The organism is Streptomyces liliifuscus, assembly GCF_016598615.1.
In the GTDB taxonomy this organism is placed as follows: domain Bacteria; phylum Actinomycetota; class Actinomycetes; order Streptomycetales; family Streptomycetaceae; genus Streptomyces; species Streptomyces liliifuscus.
Genome location: NZ_CP066831.1, coordinates 8,879,623 through 8,900,471 on the forward strand (window position 1 = coordinate 8,879,623; position 20,849 = coordinate 8,900,471).

The 20,849-nt window shown below is 69.9% G+C and carries 17 protein-coding genes; 11 read left to right on the forward strand and 6 right to left on the reverse strand.

The window, feature by feature from the left end; genetic code table 11:
- Positions 1-44 precede the first annotated feature (44 nt).
- The 7 genes from JEQ17_RS38355 (at position 45) to metK (ending at position 6,283) form a co-directional block, all read left to right on the forward strand.
- Positions 45-1,154 (forward strand): quinone-dependent dihydroorotate dehydrogenase, encoded by a 1,110-nt coding sequence (locus JEQ17_RS38355; protein ID WP_200399526.1) that lies wholly within the window; start codon positions 45-47, stop codon positions 1,152-1,154.
- Complete coding sequence (gene pyrF, locus JEQ17_RS38360; RefSeq protein ID WP_200399527.1) at positions 1,151-2,011, forward strand: orotidine-5'-phosphate decarboxylase; 861 nt, start codon at positions 1,151-1,153, stop codon at positions 2,009-2,011. The genes JEQ17_RS38355 and pyrF overlap by 4 nt, the downstream gene beginning before the upstream one ends.
- 244 nt (positions 2,012-2,255) lie before the next feature.
- Positions 2,256-2,579 (forward strand): integration host factor, encoded by a 324-nt coding sequence (locus JEQ17_RS38365; protein ID WP_005319887.1) that lies wholly within the window; start codon positions 2,256-2,258, stop codon positions 2,577-2,579.
- A 38-nt stretch (positions 2,580-2,617) separates the two neighbouring features.
- Positions 2,618-3,211, forward strand: coding sequence for a guanylate kinase (gene gmk, locus JEQ17_RS38370; RefSeq protein ID WP_055613853.1), 594 nt, complete (start codon positions 2,618-2,620; stop codon positions 3,209-3,211).
- A 48-nt stretch (positions 3,212-3,259) separates the two neighbouring features.
- Positions 3,260-3,532, forward strand: a complete 273-nt coding sequence (gene rpoZ / locus JEQ17_RS38375) for a DNA-directed RNA polymerase subunit omega (protein ID WP_030610454.1) — start codon at positions 3,260-3,262, stop codon at positions 3,530-3,532.
- Between the two features lie 102 nt (positions 3,533-3,634).
- Positions 3,635-4,837: a bifunctional phosphopantothenoylcysteine decarboxylase/phosphopantothenate--cysteine ligase CoaBC gene (coaBC, locus tag JEQ17_RS38380; protein ID WP_200399528.1), complete on the forward strand. Its 1,203-nt coding sequence runs from the start codon at positions 3,635-3,637 to the stop codon at positions 4,835-4,837.
- Between the two features lie 237 nt (positions 4,838-5,074).
- Positions 5,075-6,283: a methionine adenosyltransferase gene (gene metK / locus JEQ17_RS38385; RefSeq protein ID WP_200399529.1), complete on the forward strand. Its 1,209-nt coding sequence runs from the start codon at positions 5,075-5,077 to the stop codon at positions 6,281-6,283.
- Positions 6,284-6,364: 81 nt separating this feature from the next.
- Here the strand turns inward: metK and JEQ17_RS38390 are convergent, their stop codons facing one another.
- From JEQ17_RS38390 to JEQ17_RS38405, 4 genes are read right to left on the reverse strand one after another with little or no spacing between them, the layout of a single operon-like run.
- The gene (locus JEQ17_RS38390; RefSeq protein ID WP_234048520.1) at positions 6,365-7,441 is read right to left on the reverse strand and encodes a hypothetical protein; all 1,077 of its coding nucleotides are present in this window, start codon (positions 7,439-7,441) and stop codon (positions 6,365-6,367) included.
- Between the two features lie 42 nt (positions 7,442-7,483).
- Positions 7,484-9,433, reverse strand: a complete 1,950-nt coding sequence (locus JEQ17_RS38395) for an ABC transporter substrate-binding protein (RefSeq protein ID WP_200399531.1) — start codon at positions 9,431-9,433, stop codon at positions 7,484-7,486.
- Entirely contained in the window at positions 9,430-10,182 is a 753-nt protein-coding gene (locus tag JEQ17_RS38400; protein ID WP_200399532.1) for a toll/interleukin-1 receptor domain-containing protein, read from the reverse strand. Before JEQ17_RS38400 ends, JEQ17_RS38395 begins: the two co-directional genes overlap by 4 nt.
- A gap of 12 nt (positions 10,183-10,194) precedes the next feature.
- Complete coding sequence (locus tag JEQ17_RS38405; RefSeq protein WP_200399533.1) at positions 10,195-11,490, reverse strand: helix-turn-helix domain-containing protein; 1,296 nt, start codon at positions 11,488-11,490, stop codon at positions 10,195-10,197.
- A gap of 267 nt (positions 11,491-11,757) precedes the next feature.
- Between JEQ17_RS38405 and JEQ17_RS38410 the strand changes: the two genes are divergently transcribed.
- Positions 11,758-13,926 carry a primosomal protein N' gene (locus JEQ17_RS38410; RefSeq protein WP_200399534.1) on the forward strand — a complete coding sequence of 723 codons (2,169 nt, stop codon included), beginning with the start codon at positions 11,758-11,760 and terminating at the stop codon, positions 13,924-13,926.
- A 206-nt stretch (positions 13,927-14,132) separates the two neighbouring features.
- Here JEQ17_RS38410 and JEQ17_RS38415 read toward each other — a convergent pair whose 3' ends face one another.
- Positions 14,133-14,684 (reverse strand): hypothetical protein, encoded by a 552-nt coding sequence (locus JEQ17_RS38415; protein WP_200399535.1) that lies wholly within the window; start codon positions 14,682-14,684, stop codon positions 14,133-14,135.
- A 300-nt stretch (positions 14,685-14,984) separates the two neighbouring features.
- Between JEQ17_RS38415 and fmt the strand changes: the two genes are divergently transcribed.
- Positions 14,985-15,917 carry a methionyl-tRNA formyltransferase gene (fmt, locus tag JEQ17_RS38420; protein WP_200399536.1) on the forward strand — a complete coding sequence of 311 codons (933 nt, stop codon included), beginning with the start codon at positions 14,985-14,987 and terminating at the stop codon, positions 15,915-15,917.
- A gap of 290 nt (positions 15,918-16,207) precedes the next feature.
- The gene (locus JEQ17_RS38425; protein ID WP_200399537.1) at positions 16,208-17,638 is read left to right on the forward strand and encodes an RsmB/NOP family class I SAM-dependent RNA methyltransferase; all 1,431 of its coding nucleotides are present in this window, start codon (positions 16,208-16,210) and stop codon (positions 17,636-17,638) included.
- Positions 17,639-17,692: 54 nt separating this feature from the next.
- On the opposite strand, the gene JEQ17_RS38430 is transcribed toward JEQ17_RS38425, so the two are convergent.
- Positions 17,693-19,921 carry an MMPL family transporter gene (locus JEQ17_RS38430; protein ID WP_200399538.1) on the reverse strand — a complete coding sequence of 743 codons (2,229 nt, stop codon included), beginning with the start codon at positions 19,919-19,921 and terminating at the stop codon, positions 17,693-17,695.
- 173 nt (positions 19,922-20,094) lie between these two features.
- Here JEQ17_RS38430 and rpe point away from each other — a divergent pair, with 173 nt between their 5' ends.
- The gene (gene rpe / locus JEQ17_RS38435; RefSeq protein WP_143635342.1) at positions 20,095-20,781 is read left to right on the forward strand and encodes a ribulose-phosphate 3-epimerase; all 687 of its coding nucleotides are present in this window, start codon (positions 20,095-20,097) and stop codon (positions 20,779-20,781) included.
- Positions 20,782-20,849: the final 68 nt, after the last annotated feature.

Here is a 20,849-nt window from a genome sequence, read left to right on the forward strand (position 1 = left end):
GGGCGCGGGGCTGCGGGATCAGCCTCTTCTTTAGGAAACCGACCATGTACAAGCTCTTCTTCCGGCTCGTGTTCCAGCGCATGGACCCCGAGCAGGCCCACCACCTCGCCTTCCGCTGGATCCGGCTCGCCGTCCGTGTCCCCGTTCTGCGGACCTTCGTCGCCGCAGTGCTCGCGCCCCGGCACAAGGAGCTGCGGACGGAGGCGTTCGGGCTGCGGATGCACGGGCCGTTCGGGCTCGCTGCGGGCTTCGACAAGAACGCGGTCGCCATCGACGGGATGTCGATGCTCGGCTTCGACCACGTCGAGATCGGCACGGTGACGGGGGAGGCCCAGCCGGGCAACCCCAGGAAGCGCCTGTTCCGTCTTGTGCCGGACCGCGCGCTGATCAACCGCATGGGGTTCAACAACGAGGGCTCCGAGGCCGTGGCGGGGCGCCTGGCGGCCCGTACGCCCGTCTTCAGGACCGTCGTGGGCGTCAACATCGGCAAGACGAAGGTGGTTCCGGAGGCCGAGGCCGCCGCCGACTACGTGAAGTCCACCGAACGACTGGCCGCGTACGCCGACTACCTCGTCGTCAACGTGAGCTCGCCGAACACGCCCGGACTGCGCAACCTCCAGGCCACGGAGTCGCTGCGGCCCCTGCTGACCGCCGTCCGTGAGGCCGCCGACCGGACGGTGACCACGCGCCGCGTCCCGCTATTGGTGAAGATCGCGCCCGACCTCGCCGACGAGGACGTCGACGCCGTCGCCGACCTCGCCGTCGAACTCGGCCTGGACGGGATCATCGCCACGAACACCACCATCGCGCGCGAGGGGCTCGGTCTGAAGTCCGAACCCACCCTGGTCGGAGAGACCGGCGGACTCTCGGGCGCCCCGCTCAAGGCGCGCTCCCTGGAAGTGCTGCGGCGCCTCTACGCGCGCGTGGGGGACCGGATCACCCTCGTGGGCGTCGGCGGGATCGAGAACGCCGAGGACGCCTGGCAGCGGATCCTCGCGGGCGCCACGCTCGTCCAGGGCTACAGCGCCTTCGTCTACGAGGGCCCCTTCTGGGGCCGTGCCGTCCACAAGGGCCTCGCCGCCCGCCTGCGCACCAGCCCGTATGCCAGCCTCGCCGACGCGGTCGGCGCCGACGTAAGGAAGACGACGGTATGACCGAGCCCTTCGGATCGCGGCTGCGCCGCGCCATGGACGAGCGTGGGCCGCTGTGCGTCGGGATCGACCCGCACGCCTCCCTGCTCGCGGACTGGGGTCTGAACGACGACATCGCGGGTCTTGAGCGCTTCAGCCGCACCGTCGTCGAGGCCCTGGCCGACCGGGTGGCCGTGCTCAAGCCCCAGAGCGCGTTCTTCGAGCGCTTCGGGTCGCGCGGTATCGCCGTACTGGAGAAGTCGGTCGAGGAGGCGCGGGCGGCCGGTGCGCTGGTCGTCATGGACGCCAAGCGCGGCGACATCGGCTCGACCATGGCGGCGTACGCCTCCGCCTTCCTGGAGAAGGGCTCGCCGCTCTTCTCGGACGCGCTCACCGTGTCGCCGTATCTCGGCTACGGATCACTGAAGCCTGCGGTCGACCTCGCGCGGGAGAGCGGCTCGGGACTGTTCGTGCTCGCGCTGACCTCCAACCCGGAGGGCGGCGAGGTGCAGCACGCGGTGCGCCCCGAGGACACGGCTCTGCGGAACGTGGGCGCGACGATGCTGGCCCATCTCGCCGAGGAGAACGCGGGGGAGACCCCGATGGGCTCCTTCGGGGCGGTCGTCGGCGCCACGCTCGGCGATCTGTCCTCGTACGACCTCGACATCAACGGCCCGCTCCTCGCGCCCGGAATCGGTGCCCAGGGGGCCACGCCGGCCGATCTGCCGGGCGTGTTCGGCGCGGCGGTGCACCGGGTGGTCCCGAACGTCAGCAGGGGTGTTCTGCGTCACGGACCCGACATCGGCTCGCTACGCGCGTCATCGGACCTCTTCGCCGAGCAGATCAGGGCGGCCGTGGCGGCTGCCCAGGGGTTTAAGTGAGCGTCCTTCAGGCGTCCCGAGTCTGAATACATCCTCAAATCCGGGGCATTTTGTCCGGAATGTCGGACTCGATAGAGGCTGACCAGGACTTTTCCGCTGTTCTCGCTGACTCCGGCGGACTTGCCCGCTAGTCTCCGACGCAGAGTGAACGGGCAAGAGCGTTGCTCGTTGCTCCCCAGGTGTGGGGCGACTAGGTTCCTCACCGGTCCGTATCCGACAGTTCGACATCCGAGGTGACGTAGGCGTGGCTCTTCCGCCCCTTACCCCTGAACAGCGCGCAGCCGCGCTCGAAAAGGCCGCCGCGGCTCGCCGGGAGCGGGCCGAGGTCAAGAATCGACTCAAGCACTCCGGCGCCTCCCTTCACGAGGTCATCAAGCAGGGCCAGGAGAACGACGTCATCGGCAAGATGAAGGTCTCCGCCCTCCTGGAGTCCCTGCCGGGCGTGGGCAAGGTCCGCGCCAAGCAGATCATGGAGCGACTTGGCATCTCCGAGAGCCGCCGTGTGCGCGGTCTCGGCTCCAACCAGATCGCGTCTCTTGAGCGCGAGTTCGGCGGCGGTGCTGCCTGACGTTCTCGGGCACCCCTGAGAACCTGGATAATCACCGCATGGCTGCAACACCCCGGGGGACGACCCCCGTACCCCCGGACGTACGTCCGCGGCTGACCGTGCTCTCCGGCCCCTCGGGGGTCGGCAAGAGCACGGTCGTCGCCCATATGCGCAAGGAACACCCCGAGGTCTGGCTCTCGGTGTCGGCCACGACCCGCAAGCCGCGCCCCGGGGAGAAGCACGGTGTCCACTACTTCTTCGTCAGTGACGAGGAGATGGACAAGCTGATCGCCAACGGCGAACTGCTCGAATGGGCGGAGTTCGCGGGCAACCGCTACGGGACACCGCGCAAGGCCGTGCTCGAACGGCTGGAGTCGGGCGAGCCGGTCCTCCTGGAGATCGATCTCCAGGGAGCCCGGCAGGTCCGCGAGTCCATGTCGGACGCTCTGCTGGTGTTCCTGGCTCCCCCCTCCTGGGAGGAGCTCGTGCGCAGACTCACCGGGCGGGGCACCGAGCCGCCCGAGGTGATCGAGCGCCGGCTGGAGGCCGCCAAGATCGAACTGGCGGCCGAGCCGGAGTTCGACGTGACCCTGGTCAACACCTCCGTCGAGGACGTGGCGCGCGAGCTGCTAGCCTTGATGGAAGTTGTTTGATCTTTCAGGTCACTGTCAGGTCAATTTCCACCTTTCGGAAGGCAGAGCGTGTCCTCTTCCATCACCACGCCCGAGGGCATCATCAACCCTCCGATCGACGAGCTCCTCGAGGCAACCGACTCGAAGTACAGCCTCGTGATCTACGCCGCCAAGCGCGCGCGCCAGATCAACGCGTACTACTCGCAGCTCGGTGAAGGCCTCCTTGAGTACGTCGGTCCCCTCGTCGACACCCACGTCCACGAGAAGCCGCTCTCGATCGCCCTGCGCGAGATCAACGCGGGTCTCCTGACGTCGGAGGCCGTCGAAGGCCCGGCGCAGTAATATTTTCGGCTTGCAGTTTGTTTTTCCACAGGCTCGGCAGCGCGACTGCCGAGCCTGTGGTGTGTGATGGGGACGTACGTTTTCCGAGGTCCGGGGAGAGACGTGGACAAGCCGAAGGTCGTACTGGGGGTCAGCGGTGGCATCGCCGCGTACAAGGCATGTGAGCTGCTGCGGAGACTGACGGAGTCGGGACACGACGTGCGCGTCGTGCCGACGGAGTCCGCGCTGCACTTCGTCGGCGCCGCGACCTGGTCCGCGCTCTCCGGCCACCCCGTGTCCACCGAGGTCTGGTCGGACGTCCACGAGGTGCCACACGTCCGCATCGGACAGGGGGCCGACCTGGTCGTCGTCGCCCCCGCCACCGCGGACATGCTCGCGAAGGCCGCCCACGGCCTCGCCGACGACCTGCTGACGAACACGCTGCTCACCGCCCGGTGCCCGGTCGTCTTCGCCCCCGCCATGCACACCGAGATGTGGGAGCACCCGGCCACCCAGGAGAACGTGGCGACGCTGCGCCGCCGCGGCGCCGTCGTCATCGACCCCGCGGTGGGGCGCCTGACCGGTGTGGACACCGGCAAGGGGCGGCTGCCCGAGCCGTCGGAGATCTTCGAGGTCTGCCGCAGGGTGCTCGCGCGCGGCGTCACCGAGCCCGACCTCGCCGGCCGTCACGTCGTCGTCAGCGCCGGCGGCACACGCGAACCGCTCGACCCCGTCCGCTTCCTCGGCAACCGCTCCTCCGGGAAGCAGGGGTACGCCCTCGCGCGCACCGCTGCCGCCCGGGGCGCCCGGGTCACGCTGATCGCCGCGAACACCGGCATGCCGGACCCGGCCGGTGTCGACGTCGTACAGGTCGGGACCGCCGTGCAACTGCGCGAGGCCGTGCTCAAGGCGGCGCCGGACGCCGACGCCGTGGTGATGGCGGCGGCGGTCGCCGACTTCCGGCCGGCGGCATACGCGGCCGGAAAGATCAAGAAGAAGGACGGCCAGGAACCGGAGCCGATCGTTCTGGTCCGTAATCCGGACATCCTCGCGGAGATCTCGGCGGACCGCGCCCGCCCGGGCCAGGTGGTCGTCGGTTTCGCCGCCGAGACGGACGACGTGCTGGCCAACGGCCGGACGAAGCTCCAACGCAAGGGCTGCGACCTCCTGGTGGTGAACGAGGTCGGCGAACGCAAGACCTTCGGCTCCGAGGAGAACGAGGCGGTCGTGCTCGGCGCCGACGGAAGCGAGACCCCGGTGCCGTACGGGCCCAAGGAAGCCCTGGCCGAGACCGTGTGGGATCTGGTGGCGCGTCGCATCGGGTGAATGTCCTATTCGCTTCAACAGACCCACTGGAACCGTCGGACAGGGGTGTGGGAGCCTGGCGCAGAAGGTTCGTCGTGTCGCAGAATGCCCGTGCCGCAGGTCACAGCGCTTCCGAGAGGCGAGACAGTAGCCCGGCGGCAGAGCGCGACCGATAAACTGTTCTCGGACGACGCCGGGCGCAGCTCCCGGCCGTCCGCCAATGATCAGCCAGCAGCCGCTGCAACCTCAGGGAGCGTTGTGTCCCGTCGCCTGTTCACCTCGGAGTCTGTGACCGAGGGTCACCCCGACAAGATCGCTGACCAGATCAGTGACACCATTCTCGATGCGCTTCTGCGCGAGGACCCGAAGTCCAGGGTCGCCGTGGAGACGCTGATCACCACCGGCCTGGTGCACGTGGCCGGAGAGGTCACCACCAAGGCGTACGCGCCGATCGCGCAGCTCGTGCGCGACAAGATCCTCGAGATCGGCTACGACTCCTCGAAGAAGGGCTTCGACGGCGCGTCCTGTGGCGTATCGGTGTCCATCGGCTCGCAGTCGCCCGACATCGCGCAGGGCGTCGACACGGCGTACGAGAAGCGTGTCGAGGGTGACGAGGACGAGCTCGACAAGCAGGGCGCCGGCGACCAGGGCCTGATGTTCGGCTACGCGACGGACGAGACGCCGGCGCTGATGCCGCTCCCGATCCACCTCGCGCACCGACTCTCGCGCCGCCTCTCCGAGGTCCGCAAGAACGGGACGATCCCGTACCTCCGCCCGGACGGCAAGACCCAGGTCACCATCGAGTACGACGGCGACAAGGCGGTCCGTCTGGACACGGTCGTCGTCTCCTCGCAGCACGCGTCGGACATCGACCTGGACTCCCTCCTGGCCCCCGACATCCGCGAGTTCGTGGTCGAGCCGGAGCTGAAGGCACTCCTCGACGACGGCATCAAGCTGGAGACCGAGGGCTACCGCCTGCTGGTCAACCCGACCGGCCGCTTCGAGATCGGCGGCCCGATGGGCGACGCCGGCCTCACCGGCCGCAAGATCATCATCGACACCTACGGCGGCATGGCCCGCCACGGCGGCGGCGCCTTCTCGGGCAAGGACCCGTCCAAGGTCGACCGCTCCGCCGCGTACGCCATGCGCTGGGTCGCGAAGAACGTCGTCGCCGCGGGCCTCGCCACCCGCTGCGAGGTCCAGGTCGCCTACGCCATCGGCAAGGCCGAGCCCGTCGGCCTCTTCGTCGAGACGTTCGGCACCGCCAAGATCGACGCCGAGAAGATCGAGACGGCCATCACCGAGGTCTTCGACCTCCGCCCGGCCGCGATCATCCGCGACCTCGACCTGCTCCGCCCGATCTACGCCCAGACCGCCGCGTACGGCCACTTCGGCCGTGAGCTGCCCGAGTTCACCTGGGAGAAGACGGACCGGGTGGACGCGCTGCGGAAGGCTGCGGGGCTGTAGAACCCCAGAACCCGCCGTTGGTAGGCGAACTTTTTTCGGCGAGGCCCGGCGCCCCTGAGGGGGCGGCCGGGCCTCGGCTTTTCATTCCTCGGGTTCCGCAGTTGTTTCTTCCGCGTCGTCCGTGGCCGGTCGCGCAGGGGCGAAGCGTCGCCGGAGCTCGTCTACGATGTCCGACTTGCCGTGTGCGTGGGCCAGGTGGATGAGCCGTTCGGCGAAGAGATCCAGGTCGGGATCGGCGGGTGCGAAACCGAACCACGCCAGAAACGAGTCGAGGGAGGTATCGGGCCCTGCTCCCTTGCTCGATGTGGCGGCACCCCAATCGGGCGGCTGTTCCCACTCCGGTGGCGAGTGGTGGCCTGCACGGACATCGGCATACGGTGCGGTAGGCGGGGACACCAGATGCTCGAAGACCGGTGCGACGCTCTCGTTGTTGGCCGCGGCGGACAATTGGGCCAGTAGGCCGATGTGATCGACGGCCCCCTCGACCTCCTTGTCGTTACGGGAGAGCCACCACACCACGGCGGTGCCCGTGTCCTTGAGCACGTCGTCGCCCAGATAGGCCCGCTTGCTTCGTTCGTAGTTACGCTCGTGCTCCCACACATCCTCGTCCTTGCGGACATTGGAGAGCTTGGTGAGCCGTTCCCGGTCCAGTTCGGGGAGGTTGAGCGAGACGTCCTGGGCCATAGCCATGATGCGACCGCCGGAGTCGGGGCGCATCATGCCAAGAACGCCGTCGAGTTGGTGCTGTACGAAGGCGCTCCGATTGGGCGGCTGCTCCGCGGTCACCACGCGAGCGCGCTGGAGCACGGCGTCGACGGCAAGTCCCGCGGGGTTGATGTATGGGGCGTCCTCGGCCGTTTCCAGTACCAGCCATCGCACGGTGGCGGAGAAGGAGAAGTCGTAGTCCGCGACGGAACTCGGCAGGGCCACATGCGCGATGCGTTGCTCCTGGCGCTGCGGTTCCGGGAACTGGAGGTCGGGTTCCGGACGGAATTCGCGTGGGAATGCTTCCGGCTCAGGGGCTAGCACTCTGTGTGTCACCAGTGCGATGACCAGCAGGAGCGCGGCAGTCGTGGGCCACGCCCACAGCGGCCAGGCGGCGCTCAGCCCGAGGATGACCAGTACCAATCCCAGAATGACGGTGACGAAGAGTGTCATCGTCCTCTGACCAGAACTCATGAAGGCCCCCGATATCAGGTGTCAGACGGCTTGTTCGTAGGGCTCGATGCCTTGAGCGGCGTTGATCCTCTGGAGCAGGCAGGAGACGGTGTCCGCGCGTGTTTCGGGGCCGCGGGCATCACTGCGCTGCCAGCCGAGAGCGACGCGGTAGAGGTGGCCGGAGACGCGGCTGTCCGCCGCACAGGCCGCCACGAGAATCGCAAGCGAGCGGTCGCGGTGACGGCGGTCCGTGCACGTGTCGAGCCAGTGGCCCACGGGCGTGGCCCAGGAGCCGACGGGTCGCCTCAGCACCGCGGTCCAACTCGCGGTGAGAGACTCCCTCACGGTCCGGGATCCGGTGAGCCGTGTCGGATCGGCGAGTGCCAGGAAAAGCTCGAAGTCCGCTGCCCACTGGCTCTGGTCGATGCCCGCGCTCAGTCGGTCCAGCAGGCGGCGGTAGAGCCGGCTGTCACTCTTCGCCAGGCGCAACAGCGCGTCTTGGGCATTCACTCGCACCTGGCCGTTCGCTCTGCGGGCCAGATGATGCAGCCGGACGAGTGCCTGATCAGGGTGTGAGCGGCCCATCGTCTCGGAGCACACGACGATGAGGACCCCTTTCAGCCCCGGACTCGTCTCCGTGCTCGTCGCCCAGTCGTAGATCTGCTGCCGGAAGGTACGCCCGTACTGGTCGTGGTCCAGTCCCAGCGCCAGCACCTGCGCGGCGTCGGCGACGAGATGGGCCCGAGCACCCCGCCTTGTCCATTGCTCCGCGAGCCAGGTCAGATCCTCGGGACGGCCCGTACGCAGGCTCTGCTCGGCGAACCGCTCCACCGCCTTCCTCCGGTCGAGCTGAGTGAGAGCGGGCTCGGTCAGACACGTCCTGAACCAGTCGCGCAGTTGCCTGCGGATGTCGGGCATGAAGGTCCAGAAGTGCTCCCGGACGGCACGATCGTATCCAGCACGCCGGAACTGCACCTGACCGTCCGGCAGGGTCTCGGCTCCGATACCGGTGAACTCCGCGTGAAGGTCGGCCCGGTCGAGCCGGGGCGCGGGATCCGGCGGGTGGCTGAGGATTCCGAGCAGGGCATTCGTGGCCTGGAGCACGATCCCCGGAGGGGTGCCGTGGAACATTGCGAGGGACAGCAGAAGTGCCCTTTGCCTGCCGCCGTGCCCGGTGGAGATGTCCGCCGCGACACGTGCGGTCTGGTTGTGTTGACCGGCGAGGGACTCGGAGAGCCAGTGTGAGAAGCCGCGTTCGGCTCCCGAGGTGTTCCGGCAGCGCTTGATCCGATCGGCCAGCTCCGACACGTCCCGCAGAGGTGCCTGGGCCAGGTACGAGGCCAAGTCGTGACCGCCGCCTTCTTCCGCCGATGGCAGGATGTCCTCGCACCGCAGATGGCGGACGAACACCCTCTTCGCCGCAGGGCGGCCGATCTCCACGGTGAACCGTCGCAGATTGCTCTGGAGGAGGTAGTTCAGGTGATGCGGCAGCACCACCGCGAGATGGGCGTCGTGACTGAGGATGCTGCTGCGGAAGTCAGAGAGCACCTGTTGCACGGCCACATAGCGCGACTCGTCGACCCCGGACAGGTCCAGGAGAAGCCGGTCGCCGTCGTTGATGTCATGGGTGTCGAGCGGCGACGCGGTTCTGTCGTCCGCCGTGTCGGGTAGCTCATGGAGGCTACCTCGGCTTGCGGAGAGCTCGTGGAGCAGCATCAGCGCCGCAGTACGTCGGCCGCTGCCCGGGAGCCCATCGACGAGCACCGTGTGCGAGCGGCGAAGCTCTTCGCGGGCCTGCTGCAGACGCGGGGGCGGTACGAACCGTTGGTAGAGATGATTGCGATCGCTCTGCGCGATGGTGAGGCGCCGCTTGCTCGCCTGCTCCCGCAACCGTGATTCGGCAGCACGGAGATAGAAGTTGAACTGATGCCCCTCACCGCTGTGAACCCCGCCGAGCGCCTCATTGATGTACGAGCCGATCGTTTCGTTCACTGTTCGTCGCCCTCGCGAGGAGCGCGCGGGCCGAACCGCTGACGTATGCCGCCCCGGTTGTCCCCGGCGAAGTGGTTCGAACCGTCACCGCTGATGTGAGAGCCGCCGTACAGGTTGCCCCGACCTGTGTGCAGCGGACCGTGGGCGTCGTTCACGAAGGTGCCGACCGACCCCGAGACCTGGCCGATTCCACCACTCTGGTGGTCATTGCGGACCGTCGGCTCTTGGTCGGGCACCGTGGCATCGTCGGGTCGGGTCTGGCGGTCCAGCGCTGCCAGTCCAGGTACCTGTTGTACGAGGCGGTCGCCGAGCCCGGTCAGATCCGAGTCCATGGTGTGCAGGTCGATGCGTACGTACTGGCACTCGGCGAGTTCGCCGAGCGACGAGGGCAGGCGATGCGGATCGAGCTGTTCCACGTGTCGGCCGATCAGCAGGGGAACGACCAGCGCGCCGGAGGACAGCGCCTCCTCGATCTCTCGTCGCACCCAGTCCTGGGGGTTGTCCAGCGCCCTCTTGGCGGGCTGATGCCGATCAGGGGCATCGAGCCACTCCTCGTCGATGACCGCGAGCAGAACTTGACTGCGCCGGGCTGCCTGGTCCAGGGTCTCGACGTAGTTGTTGCCAGGGGCGATGGACTTCCTGGCGAGGAAGACGCTGTCCGGGCCGAACCTGGTGGACAGCCTGTCGTCGCACCCGTACGCGACTGCCTTGCCGCCTTTGGTCCGGTAGTTGATGAAGATCTCGTGCACGGTTCGTCCTTTCTAGGAAGCGGTGCTGAAAGCCAGTGCGGAGCCCAGCTCCGGGGCGAGTGCTCGTACTGAGGCCTGACGGGAGTGCCGCCTGAGCGTGTGCGACAGCCGACGGAGATCCGCGGAGACGGTCGCGGAGCGTGTGAGCCGTACGCAGGGAAGGATGTCGCCCGCGACCGCGCATGCCTGGTCGATATCACCGGCCCCTGCATGGGCCAGCGCGCGCCGGACGCCGTATCGGGCCCGGGTCCGCAGGGCATGCTCCGGAATCCGTCGGGTCTCCACGTCGAGCGACTCGGCAGCCTGCCGCGGACGTCCGAGGTCGTACAGACACCACCCTGTGAACATCGAGACCACATCGGGTACGTGGGACGCGCCGAGCACGGGCTGATCGGCATCCGCTCCGTCCTGTGCGAGCAGCTCACGCGCTCGGTCCAGACTGCGCATGCACGAGTCGTAGTCGCCTTCGACGGCTCTGCTCTGCGCGAGATGCTGCGCCGCGAGCCCACGGACGCGAGATGGTGCCGTGCTCTCCAGGGCGCGGGTGGCGAGTTGAGCGGCCTGGGCGACGTCTCCTCGGTACAGGCTGATCAATGAGCCCCGGACGTGTGCGTACATGGCCAGACCGGTGTCCTGGCCCGCGTTCGCCAGTTGCACTGCCCGCTCGGTCCACCACAGCGCCGACGCGTCGTCGCCGCACTCCTGCGCCATCCACCCGGCGTATTCGGCATATCGCGAGGCCAGGATCAGGAGTGAGCGTCGGGTACGGGGACCGGTGCGCAGAGCGAGCTGCTCCAGGCTGTGGGTCTGCGCGATGAGCGAGGGCAGGACGCTGGCCGGCCCTGAAGCCTGGCCGAAGCGCCGGAACTGGTCGAACATGAGACGGGACGCGTCGACGACCGTCTCGGATCCCTCGTCGACCGAGGACTGGAGCCGTGGATCACCTGCTCGCATGGTCAGTACGGACGTGGCTCCGGCGGCGATGACGTCGCGCCGCGTCACAGGCCGGAATGAGCTCGAACCGTCCTTGCCCAATTGCATCAACCACACCTCATCGTCATGAACGGGACGGGGCAGAGGCGGTCGGGAGCATTCGACGGGTACGAGCTCGGCCAGCGCGCCGTCCGCCTTCAGCTGGGCGTCGCACAGCCGTGCCAGCTCTGGTGACGGACGCTTGAGACCTCGCTCCACCTTGCTGAGCTGGCTCTTGCTGTAGTGCACACGCTGTCCGAGTTGTTCCAGTGACAACTGAGCGGCCATGCGGCGCCTACGTAGTTCCTGCCCGAAGTCGTGCGACTGCTCCAGCACTTCAACCTCCGTCACTCACCGGCCAGCAGCCGATGAGCGCCGCGAATCAGCGTGCGGCTGGACGGCTGGGCCGAACAAGGCGAATAGGCGGTTTCCCGTTTCCTCTTCCGGAGGGAAGCCGACCTGGAGCGAGGTGTCGAGAAAGCGATATCGGCCATGGCTTCGACCAAGATCCATGGCAGAAGCGCCCCAGGGGCGTTCGTGATCCGGGGCCGGGCTGATCTCGGGCGCGTGGTGGTGTCAGTGGGGTCTGGTAGGAATGTTGCTGTGAGCAGCGCGGATGGGCGTGGGGAAGGTGGGGCCGAGGGTGCCCCGCCCGAGCAGCTTGCGTTGATTCGGGATGCCGTGCGGAAGGCGCCGCGGGCCAAGCCGCGGACCTGGCGGGGGGCCGCGGTCGCCAAGGAGCTGCCCGTGGCGCGGGTGCTCGTCGACAAGGGTGTGCTGCATCTCGACCGGTACTTCGACTATGCCGTGCCCGAAGAGCTCGACGCCGATGCACAACCGGGGGTGCGGGTGCGGGTGCGGTTCGGGGCCGGGCGGCATCGCGTGCGGGAGGGGCGGCGCGAGGGCGGGGGGCTGATCGACGGGTTCCTGATCGAGCGACTGGCCGAGTCCGACTACTCCGGGCCGCTGGCCGCCCTCGCTCAAGTCGTCTCGCCCGAGCCTGTGTTGAGCGAGGAGTTGCTGGGGCTCGCCCGGGCCGTCGCCGATCGGTACGCGGGGAGTCTGGCCGATGTGCTCCAGCTGGCCGTGCCGCCGCGCAACGCCAGAGCCGAGCAGAAGCCGTCGCCCGAGCCGTTGCCGGTTCCCGAGGCTCCCGGGGTCGGGTCCTGGGCCCGGTACTCGCGGGGGGCCGCCTTTGTCGAGTCGCTCGCGGGCGGCGGGGCGCCCCGGGCCGTGTGGAATGCGCTGCCGGGGCCCGGCTGGGCCGAGGAGTTGGCGCGGGCCGTGGGGGCGACGCTCGCCTCGGGCCGTGGCGCGCTCGTCGTCGTGCCGGACGGGCGGGCCGTCAGCCGGGTCGACGCCGCGCTGACCTCGGTGCTGGGCGAGGGGCAGCACGCCGTGCTCACCGCCGAGGCCGGACCCGAGAAGCGGTACCGGCAGTGGCTCGCGGTGCGGCGTGGGTCCGTACGGGCTGTTGTGGGGACCAGGGCCGCCATGTTCGCGCCTGTGCGGAATCTGGGGCTTGTCGCCATGTGGGACGACGGGGACGGCAGCCACAGCGAGCTGCACGCCCCCCAGCCGCATGCGCGGGAGGTGCTGTTGCTGCGGGCCGCACACGACAAGTGCGGGTTCCTGCTGGGGAGTTGGAGCTGCACTGTCGAGGCCGCGCAGCTCGTGGAGAGCGGTTGGGCGGCTCCGATCGTTGCCGAGCGGGAGCAGGTGCGGGGGGCGGCTCCGCTCGTACGGACCGTGGGAGACGGGGATCTCGCGCGCGACGAGGCGGCGCGCGCCGCACGGCTGCCCACCCTCGCCTGGCAGGTCGTACGGGAGGGGCTGAAGCAGGGGCCGGTGCTGGTGCAGGTGCCACGGCGTGGCTATGTGCCGCGGATGGCCTGTGCACAGTGCCGGGCGGCTGCTCGGTGTCGGCACTGTGCCGGGCCGTTGGAGGGACAGGATGCCGGCGGGCTGCGGTGTGGGTGGTGCGGGCGGGACGAGCCGGAGTGGCGCTGTCCCGAGTGCGGTGGGTTCCGGTTGCGGGCGCAGGTCGTGGGGGCGCGGCGGACCGCCGAGGAGCTCGGGCGGGCCTTTCCGGCCGTCCCTGTACGGACGTCGGGGCGCGAGCAGATCCTGGACACGGTGCCGGGAGCGCCCGCGCTGGTCGTCAGCACGCCGGGCGCTGAACCCGTGGCCGAGGGCGGGTACGCGGCCGCGCTGCTGCTCGACGGCTGGGCGATGCTGGGGCGGCCCGATCTGCGGGCCGGCGAGGACGCGTTGCGGCGGTGGATCGGGGCGGCGGCGCTCGTGCGGGGGCAGCGGGACGGCGGCACCGTGGTGGTCGTCGCCGAGCCGACGCTGCGGCCGGTGCAGGCGCTGGTGCGGTGGGATCCGGTGGGGCACGCCGTCCGTGAGCTGGCCGAGCGTGCCGAGCTGGGCTTCCCGCCCGTGTCGCGGATGGCTGCCGTGTCCGGGACGGCGGAGGCGCTCGCCGGATTCCTGGCCGCCGTCGAACTGCCGCGTGAGGCCGAGGTGTTGGGGCCCGTGCCGGTGGCTCCGGCGGATCCCGGGCGGCCACGGCGGACTGGGGCACCACCGGTGGGTGAGCCGTGGGAGCGGGCGCTGATCAGGGTGCCGCCGGGCAAGGGGGCCGCGTTGGCCTCCGCGCTGAAGAACGCTCAGGCGGCTCGGATGGCGCGTGGGGGGAGCGGTGGCAGTGCGGGCGGCGGGGGGAGTGACGTGGTGCGGATTCGGGTCGACCCGCCGGATATCGGGTGACCGTTGCCGTTGCCGTTGCCGTTGCCGTTGCCGTGCCGTGCCGTGCCGTGCCGTGCCGTGCCGTGCCGTGCCGTGCCGTGCCGTGCCGGAATCGGCTTCGGGATCGGGTTCGGGTCCGGTGAGGGCGGTCGGGTGTCTGCGGGTGTTCGTTCGGGCATATGGGTCTGCCCCCGAGCCTGGTCGGGGGCAGACAGGTGGGTGTGGGGTCAGCCGTTGCGCGGGCCCGGGAAGGCGCTCGGCCTGATGATGTCCTCGCGGAGCGTGGGGCTGCCCGATGTCGGCTGGGTGGGCATCGGGATCGGCATGGAACGGGCCGCGGGGACCGTGGGAAGGCCGGTGTTGACGGCGACCGTGCGGGAGGAACCCGACGGTTCCGTGGCGCGCTCGGCCTCGGCGGCGGCCTGGGCCGCGGCCCGGCGGGCGCCGTAACGGCGGTGCACCGCCTGTTTGGTGACCCCCAGTGCCGAGCCCACCGCGTCCCACGAGAAGCCCAGAGAGCGGTCGAAGTCCACGGCGGCGGTGACCAGGGTCTCGACGCTGTCCCGCAGCTCCTGGGCGAGGCGGACGGTCGGTGCGGGAGCCCGCCCGTAGACGACGAAGCCCGTGGACGGGCCGGAGCGGCGCGGGCGGTAGACGTTGCCCAGCTGGGCTGTCAGCGTGCGCAGTGCGTCCACCTGCCGGCGGACCCGCTCGATGTCCCGCACCAGCAAGTGCAGGCTGGCCCGAGCCTGGGCGTCGTGGGTTGCGTGGTCGGCCATGAACAAGCCTCTCGAACCGGCGTTGAAAAGGACCGGGCCGCGAGTGCGGCCCGTTTTGGTCAACTCTTTCTTGACCAACGCGTTTGAGGGTGAGTGGTCACGCTTATGGGGCGTGGGGGCATATGCGTACGCCCCCGGCGGCTGGGCGTGCGCTCGCCTCGGCCTTCTTGTTCGGCCTTCACCTTCCTTGGCGATGAGCGGGTCCCGCCCGAACTGCCCGCACCGGTCGCACGGTCCACGCCGCCCCATAGACTGGTGTGCTGCCCGTCATGAACTCGCCCGAGAGGCCGACTGCCACCCATGAAGCTCGTCTTCGCCGGTACCCCCGAGGTCGCCGTTCCCGCTCTGGACGCCCTGATCGCCTCCGGGCGGCATGAGGTGGCCGCCGTCGTCACCCGGCCCGACGCGCCGGCGGGGCGGGGGCGCAGGCTTGTCGCGAGCCCTGTCGCCCAGCGGGCGGAGGAGGCCGGCATCGAGGTGCTCAAGCCGGTGAAGCCGCGGGACGAGGCGTTTCTCGCGCGGCTGAGGGAGATCGCGCCGGACTGCTGCCCCGTGGTCGCCTACGGTGCGTTGCTGCCCCGGGTCGCGCTCGACATCCCCGCCCAGGGCTGGGTCAATCTGCACTTCTCGCTGCTGCCCGCGTGGCGTGGGGCGGCGCCCGTGCAGCACGCGGTCATGGCCGGGGACGAGATCACCGGGGCCTCCACCTTCCTCATCGAGGAGGGGCTCGACTCCGGGCCCGTCTACGGGACGGTCACCGAGGAGGTGCGGCCCACCGACACCAGCGGGGATCTGCTGACGCGGCTCGCCTTCGCGGGAGCGGGGCTGCTTGCGGCGACCATGGACGGGATCGAGGACGGCACGCTGAAGGCTGTGCCTCAGCCGGGGGAAGGCGTCACGCTGGCGCCGAAGATCAGCGTCGAGGACGCGCACGTGGACTGGGCCGCGCCCGCGCTTCGCGTCGACCGGGTCGTACGCGGGTGTACGCCCGCGCCGGGGGCGTGGACCGTGTTCCGGGGGGAGCGGCTCAAGTTGATCCAGGTTGCGCTTGCTCCTGAGCGGACGGATCTTGCTCCGGGGGCGTTGGGTGTCGGCAAGAACAATGTGTACGTGGGGACCGGGTCGTGTGCCGTTGAGTTGCTGTGGGTGCAGGCGCAGGGGAAGAAGCCGATGCGGGCGGCGGATTGGGCGCGGGGGGTTCGGATCGGGTCCGGTGAGGAGGTGGGGGGCTGAGGGGTGCTTTCCGGCGGTCGGCTCGGTGTGGGTGAGGGACGGCCGGGGTGTCGTGCGCGGGCCCGGTGGGGGCTGGTCGCGCAGTTCCCCGCGCCCCTAAAAGATGCGCAGTTCCCCGCGCCCCCAAAGGTGCGCAGTTCCCCGCGTCCCCAAAGGTGCGCCGTTGCCCGCGCCCCTGAAGAACTAGCCGTCCGTCCCCATCCATGCACGCGTGCCCTGAAAAGGAGCGCGAGCGTGTCCGCGACGTACGCTGGACCCGTACCTCTTCCACGAACCGGAGCACCTTTTACGTGAGTGAGCAGTCCCGTCGGCCCCGGCAGCAGGGCAAGCCGTACCGTCGTCCCAAGAAGGACCCCGTGCGGATGCTTGCCTTCGATGCGTTGCGGGCGGTGGACGAGAGGGACGCGTACGCGAATCTCGTGCTGCCGCCGCTGCTGCGTAAGGCGCGGGAGAAGGGGGACTTCGACGGGCGGGACGCGGCGCTGGCCACGGAGCTGGTGTACGGGACGCTGAGGCGGCAGGGGACGTACGACGCAGTCATCTCCGCGTGTGTCGACCGGCCGCTCCGCGAGGTCGACCCGCCGGTGCTGGACGTGCTGAGCCTGGGTGCGCACCAGCTGCTCGGGACGCGGATCCCGACGCACGCCGCCGTGTCCGCGTCGGTCGAGCTGGCGCGGGTCGTGCTCGGGGACGGGCGGGCGAAGTTCGTCAACGCCGTGCTGCGGAAGATCGCGCAGCACGATCTCGACGGCTGGCTGGAGCTGGTCGCGCCGCCCTACGACGAGGACCCCGAGGACCATCTCGCCGTGGTGCACTCGCATCCACGATGGGTCGTCTCGGCGTTGTGGGACTCGCTGGGCGGCGGACGCGCGGGGATCGAGGATCTCCTCGAAGCCGACAACGAGAGGCCCGAGGTGACCCTCGTGGCCCGCCCGGGGCGCTCCACCGCCGATGAGATCCTCGGCGCGCTCGGGGACGAGAACGCCCTGCCGGGGCGCTGGTCGCCGTACGCCGTGCGGCTGTCCGAGGGCGGCGAGCCGGGCGCCATCGACGCCGTACGCGAAGGGCGTGCGGGCGTGCAGGACGAGGGCAGCCAGCTCGTGGCGCTCGCCCTCGCCAACGCGCCCCTCGACGGACCGGACAAGGCATGGCTCGACGGCTGTGCCGGACCCGGCGGCAAGGCGGCCATGCTCGCCGGACTCGCCGCCGAGCGCGGGGCCCTGCTGCTCGCCTCCGAGAAGCAGCCGCACCGGGCCGGCCTCGTCGCCAAGGCGCTCGCCGGGAACCCCGGGCCCTACCAGGTCATCGCCGCCGACGGGACACGGCCGCCGTGGCGTGCGGGCACGTTCGACCGCGTACTGATGGACGTGCCCTGCACGGGTCTTGGCGCCCTGCGTCGTCGTCCCGAGGCCCGCTGGCGGCGGCGCCCCGACGACCTGGACGGGTTCGCGCCGTTGCAGCGCGGACTGCTGCGTACGGCGCTCGACTCGGTGCGGGTCGGCGGTGTCGTCGGGTACGCCACCTGCTCACCGCACCTCGCGGAGACCCGGGTCGTGGTCGACGACGTGCTCAAGCAGTACGGCGGCTCGGCCGAACTCCTCGACGCCCGCCCGCTCTTCCCGGGCGTACGGGCGCTGGGCGACGGCCCCGACGTACAGCTGTGGCCGCATCTGCACGGGACGGACGCCATGTATCTGGCGCTGATCCGCCGGACCGCCTGAGCCCAGGCGAAGGGCGGGGCTCGTCCCTTGAGCCATTGACACCGACAGGCCGGTCTACTCCGACGGGGCCGGCGGGCCTCCTGGCTTCGGCGCCGGTTCCGGAGATCCTGACCCGGACCCGGTGGGCGTCGCTCCGGTCCCGGCTCCGGCCGTCGGCGGCGGACCCGCCGCGCCCCCGTCCTCGTGGGCCAGCCGGTGCGGCCACCACACCTTCGGGCCGACGTCCAGGAACAGGGACGGCACGAGCACCGAGCGCACGATGAACGTGTCGAGCAGTACGCCCAGCGCGACCGCGAAGCCGATCTCGGCGAAGGCGACCATGGGGAGCGTGCCGAGGGCGGCGAACGTTCCCGCCAGGACCAGGCCCGCCGAGGTGATGACCGCGCCGGTGGTGGCCAGGCCCGTCACCACGCCCTTGCGGGTGCCCTGGCGGGCTGCCTCCTCGCGGATGCGGGTGGTCAGGAAGATGTTGTAGTCGATGCCCAGGGCGACCAGGAACACGAAGACGAACAGCGGGAAGTCCGTCGACTCGCCCGCGTAGTCGAAGATGTGGCGGAACGCGAGCGCACTGATCCCCAGCGCGGCGGCGAACGACAGCACCACCGTGCCGATCAGCAGCAGTGGGGCGACCAGGGCCCGGAGCACGGCGCCCAGGATCAGCAGGACCACGATGAGCACCAACGGGATGATCAGGATGTTGTCGTGCGTCGTCGCCTTGTCCATGTCGAGCAGTGAGGCCGTGCCGCCGCCCACCTGGGCGTCGGCGTCGGGTACTTCGTGCACGGCGTCCCGTACCCGCTCCACGGTCTGTTTCGCGGCCTCGCTGTCCGCGGGGGCGGTCATGGTGGCCTCGAAGAGGACCTTGCCCTCGAACTCGGGTTTCGTGCCCGGCGGCAGGCCCAGGGATTCCGGTACGACACCGCGGGTGGCCGCGACCGCCTGGCCGACCTCCTCGGCCTGGGCGCGGTTGCTGACGATGACGAGCGGATCGCCGCTGCCCGCGGGGAAGTAGCGCGCGGACACCTCCTGGCCGACGATCGAGTCGGGTTTGCCGGTGAAGGCGTCGGCGTTGCTGATGCCCTCCGCGCGCAGCTGGATCAGGCCCAGCGACAGCAGCGCGAGCGCCGCCGCCGTGACGCCCCAGATCAGCCGCGGGCGATGGGTGATGCGGTTGCCCATCCGCGCCCAGACACCGCGCTCGGTCGGGTCGGGGGAGCCGAAGTGCGGGATCACCGGCCAGAAGATCCAGCGGCCGAAGATCACCAGCAGGGCCGGGAAGAGGGTCATCATCGCGGCCAGTGCCACGGCGACGCCGATGGCCGCGACCGGGCCGAGGCCGCGCGTCGAGTTCATCTCGGCGGCGAGCAGCACCAGCATGCTCAGCACGACGGTCGCGCCGGACGCGAGCACCGCAGGGCCCGCCCGGTGCAGGGCGAGCGCCATCGCCTCGTGGCGGTCCTCGTGGCGGCGCAGTTCCTCCCGGTAGCGGGCCACCAGGAGCAGGGCATAGTCGGTCCCCGCGCCGAAGACGAGGACGGTGAGAATGCCCGCGCTCTGGCCGTTGACGGTCAGGCCCGCGTGCTCGGCGAGGAAGTAGATCACCGCCTGCGCGGTGAACAGTGCGGCGACCACGCCGAGCAGTGGTACCAGCAGCAGGGTGGGACTGCGATAGGTCAGCAGCAGCATCACGATGACGACGGCCATCGCCGAGAACAGCAGCGTGGAGTCGATGCCCTCGAAGGCCTCGGAGAAGTCCGCGGACGTACCGCCAGGGCCCGTCACATGGACGGCGAGCCCGTCGCCGCCCTTGCCGACCACGTCACGGATCGAGTCGACGGCGGGCGAGATCTCCTCCCAGCCCTTCTCGTCCATCCTGATGGGGACGAGGATCTGGGCCGCACGCGGATCGCTCTGCCGGTCGAAGACCGGGCCCCGGGTCTCCGCGCCGAGGATGCCGTGGGCGCGCAGCTCCTTGATCTGGCGTGCGTCCTCGGCGATCTCCGCCCGTTCCTCGGCGGTGAGGCCGCTCTCACGGGCGTACACGACCACCGCGGGGATCTGTTCCGGCCTGAAGTCCTCGGAAATCTCCAGGACTTGGGTGGACTCGGCGGATCCCGGCAGCCAGGACGCCGCGTCGTTGTCCTGCGCGTCGGTGAGTTTCGAGGCGAAGGGCGCCGTCAGGAACAGCAGCACCAGCCACAGTCCCACCACGATCCATTTGCTGCGTCGGCCGCACACCAGCCAGCCGACCCCGCGTCCCTGCTTCCCCTGTGCGTCCGTCATGGCGACCCCCGTAGCCGCGTGTGGAGCTGGTGGGCCGACAAGGATGGCACGGGCCACGAGGCCGGTGCAGTCCCTCGGCAGGATTGGTATATACCGACAGGTTCGGGTCGAGGACCCCGGGGACCTCGACGACCGGGGAGAACAACCGGCGCCGGGCATGGCAGGCTTAACGCATGGCCGCGCAGATCAACCCCAGCATCCTGTCCGCCGACTTCGCCCGCCTTGCCGAGGAGGCAAAGGCGGTGGAAGGGGCTGACTGGCTCCATGTCGACGTGATGGACAACCATTTCGTCCCGAACCTCACGCTAGGTGTGCCGGTCGTAGAGTCTCTGGCGCGTGCTACGGACACGCCGCTGGACTGCCATCTGATGATCGAGGACGCCGATCGGTGGGCGCCACAGTACGTAGAAGCGGGTGCCGGTTCCGTCACCTTCCATGTCGAGGCGGCCGCCGCACCCGTGCGGCTCGCCCGTGAGATCCGGGCCAAGGGCGCCCGGGCCTCCATGGCCCTGCGGCCCGCGACTCCCATCGAGCCGTACGAGGATCTGCTCCCCGAGCTCGACATGTTGCTGATCATGACCGTCGAGCCCGGCTTCGGAGGCCAGGCCTTTCTCGACATCATGCTGCCCAAGATCCGCCGCACCCGCGAGTTGATCAACAAGCACGGTCTTGAGCTGTGGCTGCAGGTCGACGGCGGGGTCTCGGCCTCCACCATCGAGCGCTGCGCCGAGGCGGGCGCCGACGTCTTCGTCGCCGGTTCGGCGGTGTACGGGGCGGCCGACCCCGCCCAGGCGGTACGTGCATTGCGCACGCAGGCGGAGGAGGCGACGGCCCAGGCAGCATGGGCATGCGACCACTGAGCCAAGGGAACGTGAACGCCGCCCCTCAGGGCTGATCAAGTACGCCGGATCTGCAAGGATGAACGGCG